Origin of the sequence: Rhodopirellula maiorica SM1, from assembly GCF_000346295.1 — a bacterium.
GTDB classification, from domain to species: domain Bacteria; phylum Planctomycetota; class Planctomycetia; order Pirellulales; family Pirellulaceae; genus Novipirellula; species Novipirellula maiorica.
On sequence record NZ_ANOG01000960.1, the window covers coordinates 1 to 10,023 of the forward strand.

A 10,023-nucleotide genomic window follows, 5' to 3' on the forward strand; every position below is an offset into this window, starting at 1 on the left:
TGGCGACCACATCGATGCCAAACCGCACCAGCCCCGTTCGCCGCGGTGTTTGGGTCCTCGAGCAGGTGCTCGGAGAACGCGTCCCGCCGCCTCCGCCGGACGTCCCCGAACTCGAAGATCAGCCGCAAAAAAGCATGAAGGGTTTGACGCTGCGTCAGCGGACGCAGTTGCACCAGTCCGAACCCACGTGCGCCAATTGTCATAAGGTTTTCGACCCAATCGGCTTCGGTTTGGAGAATTTCGACGCGATCGGCCGCTGGCGCGATAAGGATGACTCGGGCGTCGAGATCGACTCAGCCGGAAAACTTCCCAGTGGAGAAAGCTTCTCCACGCCAGCGGAGCTGAAGGCGCTTCTGAGCAAGCGAAAGGTCGACCTTGCTCGAAATCTGACCGAAAGGCTGATGGCCTACGCACTGGGGCGACAGCTGGAAGGTTATGATGAAGTCGTGATCGACCAGCTGATGATCAAAATTGCCCCGGACGATTACCGCATGCGGACGATAATCACTGAGGTTATCACTAGTTACTTATTTACGCACCGGAAAGTCAAAGGATAAGGCGTAGTGGATTTCGCCAGAAATCCTTGACGAGTGGACTTCTGGCGAAGTCCACTACAAAACTGCTATCGCACCACAAAGTCAAAACATGAATACCAACCGTTCTCGTGTTGATCGTCGCACGTTGTTAAAAGGCGCCGGCGTTTCCCTCGCGTTACCGCTAATGGAATCGCTGGGCTGGAAATCACCGAGCTGGGCCGCCGGTGGCAGTGTCGCCAAGCCGCCGGTACGGCTCGGGTTCATGTATATGCCGCACGGCGTGATCATGGATGAGTTCTGGCCCAAGAGTCCAGAGGCGTACCGTGATTCGCCGCCGCCGGCGATCGAGTCACTGCATCCGATCCTGGATCAGTGTCTGATGATGAAAGGGATTTCTGGCGTGCCGATCGCGCCGTTTAACGGCGCGCCGCATGCGTTAGAGTTGTCGACCTGGCTCACCGCGACTCTTCCCGACGCGGACACACGCAGCCGTGTCAACATCGCGATCTCGGCCGACCAGATCATGGCCAACTACGTGGGTGCTCAGACATTGCTGCCCTCACTCGAGTTGGCAACCATGCCGCAGACATGGAAGGAGAACCAGGCCGGTTTGCACGAGGCGTACTACTCGCACTGCAGCTACCGCTCGCCCACGCAGCCCGTCCCCGCCGAGATCGATCCCCGAAACGTCCTGAACCGGCTGTTTGGCAAGAAGGGACAGGCCAGCCGAGTCACGAAGGCAAACACACTCGACCGACAAATGCTCGACCGTGTGTTGGGTGGCGCGCGGGACCTGCGGCGGACACTGGCACCAACCGACCGGCAAAAACTCGATGAGTATCTCGATAGCGTGCGCGCGGTCGAACGTCGCATCGTCGCGATCGAGCACCGCCAACAGGAGGCGGCTCTGGAGAAGGCGGGCGTCCGCAGCGCCAAACGTCACGCCAGCGATTCGCCGCCAATCGAGGTCAAGATTCCCGAGGGTGACAAACGTAGCGAATACATGCAAGTGATGTGCGACTTGACCGTCCTGGCCTTCCAGACGGACACCACACGCGTCAGTACGTACATCGGGTCCACGCCCAACGGCGTGTCTTATCCCGAGTTGGGCTTTACGGACAAGCACCACTCGCAGACGCACCACGAGAATCGAAAAGAGATGGTCCGAAAGGTGGCAGCGATCACGAAGTTCAACATCGATCAGTTTGCCTACATGGTGAAAAAGATGGCCAGCTTGCGCGAGGGTGACGGCACGCTGCTGGACAACTGCATCATGATGTGGGGATCGGGCCTGGAAGACGGCAACAGGCACAGCCGCGAGAACCTGCCATTCATCGTCGCGGGCAAGGGTGGCGGTTCGATCAAGACCGGGCGTTTCCTGCCCGACGTCAAGGGCAACCAGGGGGACCTGCTCAAGACGCTGCTCGCGTGCGCCGGCGTGCCGCTAGACCGGCCGATCGGCATCGCGACCAAGCAGATCACCGAAATCATGGCCTGACCATGATTTGGCATGGTGTCACTAGGATTTAGCAGCCGCAATGCTTCCGGAGACACCGCCGCGAGTTTCGGCATTAAACTGCCGCCTACCGGCCAATGCCATCTACATTGGCAACCATTGGGGGCTGCTCAAGTAGTGGGATTCGCCAGAATTCCCATCTTTGTTGTTGAATCACTAGGAACTCTGGCGAGTCCCACTACCAAAGTAGATGACATTGGGCTTGCGTTGCACCGCTACCCAAAGTCGATGGCAATGGGCTCGCGCCCTACCGCTACAAAATGCTTCACAGCGTTAAGAGGTTCCGGTTACCGCCCTAGCCCTCGACCGAGATGCCTCGGTAGGTCATTTTGGGCTGCTTGCGTAGAAAGCGGCGGGCGATCTCGGGGAGATCGTCTTCGTGTCCCAGCACGATGACGATGTCGCCTGGTTTTAGTAGCAGCGTTGGCGATGGGTTTAATTGCATCGTGCCGTCGGCGTGGCGAACTCCGACGATCAGAAAGCTATGATTGCCACGGATCTCTAGCTCGCTGAGCGGATGATCGGAAAGCTCCGAATCTGCGATGACTTCGAGCTCATTGAACTGTAGCCCGATCCGCCGCAGATCCTCCAGCATCGTGCCTTGCTCTTGAATTTGTTCCAAGATACTTTCGGCCGTCGGCTGCGTGATCAACTGAGCCACCTTTTGGGCTCCGATCGCGGTAGGCAACACGACTTGGTTCGCGCCGCATCCGAGCAGCTTCTTTTCGGTGCGCGGGTTTTCACCGCGAGCGATAATGCGGACGGCCGGATTCATCTCTCGTGCTGTGATCGTGACAAACACGTTGGTGGCATCAAGTGACAAGACCGCCGCGACATTCCTGGCTCGTTTGATCCCTGCTTGATCCAAGATGTCTTCCTCGGATGCGTCGCCGTGAAGAACCAAATAGCCGCGGTCTTCGGCAGCACGCAGTCGCTCGAGATCCGAATCGATCGCGACAAACGGTTTGCCCGCCGCATCGAGTTCACGTGCCAGGATCGTGCCCAAGCGTCCCATCCCACAAATGATCGTGTGGTTGCTGAGTCGCTCAATTCCCTTGGTCATTCGTCTTGCTCCCATTGCTCGGTTCAATTCGCCATCGATCAACATTTGCATGAAACCGCCTACGGTATAGATCACTGAGCCATAGCCGGCGACGATCACCATGATCGTCAATGCACGTAGCGGTGGCGATTCGATCGGATGGACTTCGCCGTAGCCGACGCCGAAGATCGTGATCACGACCATGTAGAGTGCATCGTCCAGATGCCAACCGGCCGCCATGTAGCCTGCGACTGCCACCATGCAGATAAGCACAAAAAGCACGCCGCCGGTTAAGATGCGGCGAAGCGGCGGTGACGCCGCCAATTGCGACACCGGTGGCGTGTCGGGTGGTTGGGGCACACCGACGGCGTTTCGTTTTTGATCCACGTTTGCTCACTTCTCCTTTACCGGAGCCGAGCTAAGCAGCTAGGCAGGAGTCTTTCCGTGTATTAGTCGCTAACAGGCTGTTGATTTAGTCGAAATGCAAACCGCATTGGTGAGCCGAGGGCCGTGAGGCACCGGGTAATGCGTGGAACCCGGCGGCTGACTCGCGAGCGGCTCATTAAATCAACAAGCCGTTAGCCACGGTTCCAGCATTCAACCGAGGCGAGCGTCCAAGCAGCTAATGGGATTTCGCCTAATGATTCCTGCCTATCTGCTTAGTTCGTGGCGGACTGGGGTGCCGCGGGAGGCGTCGTTTCGACTTGACGCAATTGCAGCGAGTCGACCACTTTGCCATGCGCCAACACGTTGGTGATCACGACGAGCCAGCTGCCAGGGGTGACCCAATCGCTTTGCCGCAAACGTTCGGTCGCATTGGCGATCGTGACGTCGGGATCATCGGAAAAGTCCATCAGGAAGGGTTCGACGCCCCACAGCAACAACATTTGATTGAAGGTGTCCTCGACGTCGGTAAAGGCATAGATGGGAACGCCGCGTGGGCGGAGCGAGGCAAGGACATAAGCCAGAAAACCGCTGCGGGTAAAGACCACGATGCCGGCTTGGCCAAGCTCTTGAGCCAACAGGGCGGCCGAGCGAAGCATCTTGGATTTGGGTTCCCGGAGTGTGATCAGCGAATTGAGTGAACGGCTGACGGTCGGTTCGATGCTGCGGATGATGTTCTTCATCACCTCGACCGATTCAAACGGGTAGGCGCCCGTGGTCGTTTCGCCTGACAACATTACGGCGTCAGCTTGTTCACGAACCGCGTTGCTAACGTCCGATACTTCCGCCCGCGTCGGCATCGGGGATTGAATCATCGATTCGAGCAGGTGCGTGGCGATGATCACCGGTTTGCCTTCGCTTTGGCAAGCCGCGATCAACTGCGATTGAACCAACGGCAACTTGTGGTAATCAATCTCGATCCCCAAATCACCGCGTGCGATCATCAAACCATCCGATTCGCGGATGATCTCTTCCATGTTTTGCACACCAGCCTGGTCTTCGATCTTGGCTACGATTCGGGCACTCGATCCAATCTCTGTCAAATAGTCTTGCAGGGTGCGAACGTCTGCAGCGGTGCGAACAAACGAGAGCGCGACGAAATCAATCCCCGCTTCCGCTCCGGCCAGTAAGTCCTGTTTGTCTTTGTCGGTCACCGCAGGAAGGTTGACGTGCACGCCGGGCAGATTGATGTGGCGTCGCGACGTCAGCATGCCGGGGGTCTCGACCTCACAGAGAATGCCGTCGTCATCCTTGTCCAGGATTCGCATACGGATCAGTCCGCTGTCGATCAAAATGGTCGCACCCACTTTGACATCGCGTGAAATGTCGGGATAGTTGACCGAAACACAGGGGCAATCGGGATCGTGTGGAAAGGGATTCGATGAAGCTTGTAGTCGGATTCGGTTCCCGACAATTAACTCGATCGGCTCTTTCACCACACCGGTGCGAATCTCGGGACCTTTGACATCCATCATCACGGCAACGTGACGACCGACTTTATCCGAGGTCTGGCGAATTCGTTTGGTGACATCGATGGCCCACTCACCTGTTCCATGAGCCATATTCAAGCGAAAGACATCGACGCCTTGATTGATCAGACGCGTTAAGCCTTCGTCGGACTGGGTCGCCGGTCCGAGAGTCGCGACAATCTTCGTGTGGCGATAGTGAGTGTGCCGGTAACGACGTACCGTGTCAGAAATCAGCGTATCGGGCATTTCAGATAACATGGGCATTTGGATTCAATGAAGGATGAGAGTCCAGAATCTATAAGGTGGCTGCGACAATTGCGAGCGCGACTTGACAATGCCGGAATGACACACACTGGAGGCGATTATCGGCTGAATAAACGGGAAAGCGATGATCGCGTATGCGCACAAATCGAAAAAACTCGCCGCGGCCGCTTTTGGGGAGACTCGGCGGAATGGCCATTTTTCGATTTGGGAGTGATGTGATTTCTGGGACCTTTTTGAGGGTGGACGACCGGGAACGGCGACCGCTGATGCGGCGTCCATCCACCGTTTTTTTTCGGGGCTCACCACTTCGGGGCTCTCGATCAAGCAGGTTGGTAGTCGAAGTAGTTCTTCGTTTTGATCACTTCGGCCACGGGTTGAGGCACCATCGTTTCCCAGCTCGGGTCGCCGTTTTTGATCATCCGCAGCACCTCGCGTGAGAAGATTTTCAAGCAGTCCGGATCGTAGCTTTCGACTGCGTTGATCTCGCCACGGTCAAGCAGGTAATGGTACAGCTTGCTGAGCTCTGGTTTGACTTCGAGATTTTCGCACGTCACGAGCTGGCCGGTCTGCGGATCTAATAGCGGGTAGCAATAGATCTTTAGATCGTTCTTGAACAGGCGGCCAAATGATTCGAGGATGCCGCCTTCTAAGCTGGTGTAATACTGCTCGTCAAAGAGTTCCATCAAGCTGCCGGCCCCCATCGTGATCGCGATGCTCTCTTTGGTGTATCGCGACAGATAGGCAGCTAAACGAAAGTAGCGAAAATAGTCCGAGATCAGAACGGGCATGCCACAGGCGGCCATCACATCGGCGCGAGCGAGGAAGTCACGCAGATCGATTTCGCCTGCGGCTTTCAAGTTGTTCATGGTGATCTCCATCACTTGAACGACTTCTTTTCCTGCGACGCTTGGCAGCTGCGAAAATTTCTCGTTTGCCCCTCGCAACATGTCGAGATTGACGTTACAGACCGGGCGAAAACTGCCTCGTTCCACCAAGATCGGTTTACGGTAAAAGAATTCCGATGGCTGCAGCACTTCACCGTTGCTGGCGAACATCGCAGCACCGCTGAGTCCAAGCTCGACCAATTTCAGGCTCATCAAGCGGTTGTCGACGTGGCGAAACGCGATCCCGGAAAACTCGATCATATCGATCTCGATCCGCGATGTCGAAAGTCCATCAAGCAGCGAATCGACAAGAAGTTCAGGTTCATGGTGCAGCGCAAAGGCACCGTGAACAAGGTTCACTCCGACGATCCCAAGTGCCTCTTGTTGTAATGCCGCTTCCTCGTCCAGCATCCGCACATGGATGATGATTTGGCTATCGTCGTCGCGTGGATGGGCTTGAAATTTGATTCCCATCCAACCGTGGCACTCATTGGTGCCATGAAAGTTTCTGGCCGAGACGGTGTCGGCAAAGGCAAAGAAGGCGGTGGTGTCACCGCGAACGTCTCGCAAGCGATCGAGATTCAAGCGGTGCTCGTAATCAAGCATCGCTTGTAGTCGTTCGCGACAAACGTAGCGTGAAGCACGGCCATAGATGGCGTCGCTAACCTTCATGTCATAGGCAGACATGCTTTTGGCGATTGTGCCTGCGCCACCGCCGACGCGAAAGAACCAACGAACCACTTCCTGGCCCGCTCCGATTTCGGCAAATGTGCCGTAACGCCGCGGATCCAAATTCACATCCAGCGCCTTGTGATGTGTGTCCATCGGATTCGGAGATTGTTTTGTCGGATTGAATCGGTGCATGAATCGGTAGCGCTAGGGTCAGGAGGAGGGGAGGCGTAGGCTCTCGCTGCAATTTCGCGGTGGGATAGAAGAGTTGCTTGAGAATTCCGCAGTTTTGCTAAGCACAAACCATGCCGCCCACCATGAAATGGGGTTCACCATCTGAATTGTGGGCAAAACCGAGTCTGTCCTGAGATGCAGAACCAACAGGAGTGCCTGTGGATTAGGCACTGGCTGCCTTGAATTGGTGCACGCGGGGGGGATTCGGCAAAACGGTAAGAATCGTTTTTGCCATTTCCAGCAAGGTCATTTTTCCGTTTGCGAAGCGAGCAAATGGCGTAAAACGCCAGCGGCGGAGGCGGCAGCCCCCAATTTCGCAGCCGTGATCGCCGTGTTTGGCAGGCTGAAATTTGGGACGGGCACAAGGTTTGCGACGAACGCGGGCCAACGTGGATGACGGAGGTACCGCCCCGGTGCAGCGAGTTGTCCAAGCCCTTTTTACTTTTCTATCAAACAAGCCGGAATTTTAAGATGAGCACAACGCTGACTGCAGAGACCAAAAGCAATCCCCGTGGACCAACCAGTAACGGCTCTGCAGCGACCCCGCCCGGTTTGAGTCCGCGGCTCTCGGCAATCGCCGCCGTCACAGGCTACAAAACCAGCACGCCGGCGATGGATTTCTCGGAAACTCCGATGCAGGATTTGTTCTGCGCCAACGTGTTCAGCAAAAAGGTGATGCAAGAGCGGCTGCCCAAGCCGGTTTTCAAGTCGCTGATGAAAACAATTGAATCGGGCGAAAAGCTCGATCCAACCGTGGCCGACGCGGTCGCTTCGGCGATGAAGGATTGGGCGCTCAGCAAGGGAGCGACTCACTATGCACACGTCTTTTACCCATTGACCGGTGCGACCGCCGAGAAGCACGACAGTTTTTTGTCGCCCGATGGCGACGGGGGCTCAATCGCCGAGTTCAGTGGCAGTCAGTTGATCCAAGGCGAGCCGGATGGTTCGAGTTTTCCGACGGGTGGGATTCGGCAAACGTTTGAAGCGCGAGGCTATACGATTTGGGACGTAACAAGCCCAGCGTACATTCTAGAAAACCCCAACGGCACAACGCTTTGTATTCCGACCGCGTTTGTTTCGTGGACCGGGGAAGCGCTCGACAAAAAGACGCCGGTGTTGCGTTCGATGCAGGCACTGAACAAGCAGGCTCTGCGGATCCTGAAATTGTTCGGTCATGATGATGGTGCCTTTGTCGCTTCGACTGCGGGCCCCGAGCAAGAGTATTTCTTGATCGACCGACATTTCTACTTTGCTCGTCCCGACTTGGTGAACGCCGGACGAACGCTGTTCGGTGCCAAACCGCCGAAGGGCCAAGAGTTTGATGATCACTACTTTGGTGCGATCCCTGAACGAGTTTTAGCGTTTATGCTCGAGAGCGAGCGCGAGCTGTTCAAACTAGGGATTCCTGTCAAAACACGGCACAACGAAGTCGCACCGGGGCAGTACGAAATCGCTCCGATGTTTGAGTCGGCAAACCTTGCGACCGACCACCAGCAACTGCTGATGACGACGCTGAAACGGCTTGCCGAAAAACATGGAATGACATGTTTGATGCATGAAAAACCGTTTGCGGGTGTGAACGGTTCGGGTAAACACGTGAATTGGTCTCTGGGAAGTCGGTCTCAGGGTAATCTATTGGACCCAGGCGATACGCCACACGAAAACGCTCAGTTTTTGGTGTTCTGTGCCGCGGTGATTCGTGCGGTACACAAGTACCAAGGCTTGTTGCGAGCGGTGGTGGCGACCGCCAGCAACGATCACCGACTTGGTGCCAACGAGGCACCACCGGCGATCATGTCGGTGTTCCTGGGGGATCAATTGACCGACGTCTTTGAGCAAATCAAGGCTGGCGGCGCGAATTCGTCAATCGAAAAAGGAACGTTGACGGTAGGGGTGGACGTGTTGCCGCCGCTTCCTAAAGACGCCGGGGATCGTAACCGCACCAGTCCGTTTGCGTTTACCGGAAATCGCTTTGAATTCCGAGCGGTGGGATCGAACCAATCGATCGCGGGTCCATTGGTGGCGATGAACACGATCATTGCCGAGTCGGTGGACTATTGTGCGACCCAGTTGGAAGCGGCAACCGATGGGACACCCGAATCGCTACATAGTGCGATTCAAGTGTTGTTGACGGAGATCATGAATGAATGTTCTTCGGTCGTGTTTAACGGCGATGGCTATTCGGATGATTGGCATACCGAAGCGGTCAAGTTGGGATTGTTGAATATGAAGTCGACGCCGGATGCGTTGCCGTACCTGCAATCACCCGAAGTGGCTGAGTTGTTCCAAAAGTACGGCGTGTTGTCAGGTCGTGAGCTAGAAAGTCGGCTTGAGACTTATCTAGAACAGTACTGCATGTCGATCAACGTCGAAGCCAAATTGACCTACAACATGGCCAAAACGATGATCTTTCCCGCCGCGGTTCGCTACCAAAATGAATTGGCCGCCACCTGCACCAATTTGAAGTTGTTGGGCTATGACTTTGACACCGACACGCTCGATGAGATGACGTCGCTGGTGAAGCAGTTGCAAGACAACATCACACTGCTGCAAAAGAAGATGGACGACGCTGTCGGCGGTGGCTTCATCGAACACGCCAAACATTGCGGCGAAGTGGTGTTGCCGGCGATGAATGCGGTGCGTGAGATCGCTGACGAACTCGAAGGGATCGTGGCCGATGACATTTGGCCGCTGCCGAAGTACCAAGAGATGTTGTTCATCAAGTAGCCGAAGCGTCACGCGTGAGAACGTCACGCGAAATCGGCGCGTCAAACCGTAGCGAAACTCGCCAAGAGTTTCGGGGGCGGGTATGTGGACGAAACTCTTGGCGAGTTTCGCTACAGCTAATCCTGGATGACAGACGGGAAGCCTATCCCACATTTAGCCTAGCCAGAATGCGACGGCGGTAGCGACGTCGTCGTGTTCGAGCGCTTCGGTGGGCCAGTAATTCGTCGGCGACCGCAGC

General features: G+C 55.9%; 6 protein-coding genes. 3 read left to right on the forward strand and 3 right to left on the reverse strand.

All coding sequences use genetic code 11. The annotated features are described in order from the left end of the window. Positions 1-14 precede the first annotated feature (14 nt). Positions 15-557 (forward strand): DUF1588 domain-containing protein, encoded by a 543-nt coding sequence (locus tag RMSM_RS30710; protein ID WP_008706713.1) that lies wholly within the window; start codon positions 15-17, stop codon positions 555-557. 88 nt (positions 558-645) lie between these two features. Further along, positions 646-2,034: a DUF1552 domain-containing protein gene (locus tag RMSM_RS30715; protein WP_008706715.1), complete on the forward strand. Its 1,389-nt coding sequence runs from the start codon at positions 646-648 to the stop codon at positions 2,032-2,034. Between the two features lie 313 nt (positions 2,035-2,347). Here the strand turns inward: RMSM_RS30715 and RMSM_RS30720 are convergent, their stop codons facing one another. The 3 genes from RMSM_RS30720 to RMSM_RS30730 all read right to left on the reverse strand — a co-directional run bounded on the left by RMSM_RS30720 (position 2,348) and on the right by RMSM_RS30730 (position 7,019). Then, positions 2,348-3,481: a potassium channel family protein gene (locus tag RMSM_RS30720; RefSeq protein WP_008706717.1), complete on the reverse strand. Its 1,134-nt coding sequence runs from the start codon at positions 3,479-3,481 to the stop codon at positions 2,348-2,350. A gap of 272 nt (positions 3,482-3,753) precedes the next feature. Beyond that, the gene (gene pyk / locus RMSM_RS30725) at positions 3,754-5,271 is read right to left on the reverse strand and encodes a pyruvate kinase (protein WP_236622372.1); all 1,518 of its coding nucleotides are present in this window, start codon (positions 5,269-5,271) and stop codon (positions 3,754-3,756) included. 320 nt (positions 5,272-5,591) lie between these two features. Continuing rightward, complete coding sequence (locus tag RMSM_RS30730) at positions 5,592-7,019, reverse strand: hypothetical protein (protein WP_008706722.1); 1,428 nt, start codon at positions 7,017-7,019, stop codon at positions 5,592-5,594. A gap of 651 nt (positions 7,020-7,670) precedes the next feature. Between RMSM_RS30730 and RMSM_RS30740 the strand changes: the two genes are divergently transcribed. Continuing rightward, the gene (locus RMSM_RS30740; RefSeq protein ID WP_390173666.1) at positions 7,671-9,785 is read left to right on the forward strand and encodes a glutamine synthetase III family protein; all 2,115 of its coding nucleotides are present in this window, start codon (positions 7,671-7,673) and stop codon (positions 9,783-9,785) included. Positions 9,786-10,023 lie beyond the last annotated feature (238 nt).

What these genes read in the sequence shown, in the direction of transcription:
- RMSM_RS30715 (WP_008706715.1), top strand. Translation starts at nt 646, where the DNA reads ATGAATACCAACCGTTCTCGTGTTGATCGTCGCACGTTGTTAAAAGGC.
- pyk (WP_236622372.1), bottom strand. Translation starts at nt 5,271, where the DNA reads ATGCCCATGTTATCTGAAATGCCCGATACGCTGATTTCTGACACGGTA.
- RMSM_RS30730 (WP_008706722.1), bottom strand. Translation starts at nt 7,019, where the DNA reads ATGCACCGATTCAATCCGACAAAACAATCTCCGAATCCGATGGACACA.
- RMSM_RS30710 (WP_008706713.1), top strand. Translation starts at nt 15, where the DNA reads ATGCCAAACCGCACCAGCCCCGTTCGCCGCGGTGTTTGGGTCCTCGAG.
- RMSM_RS30740 (WP_390173666.1), top strand. Translation starts at nt 7,671, where the DNA reads ATGGATTTCTCGGAAACTCCGATGCAGGATTTGTTCTGCGCCAACGTG.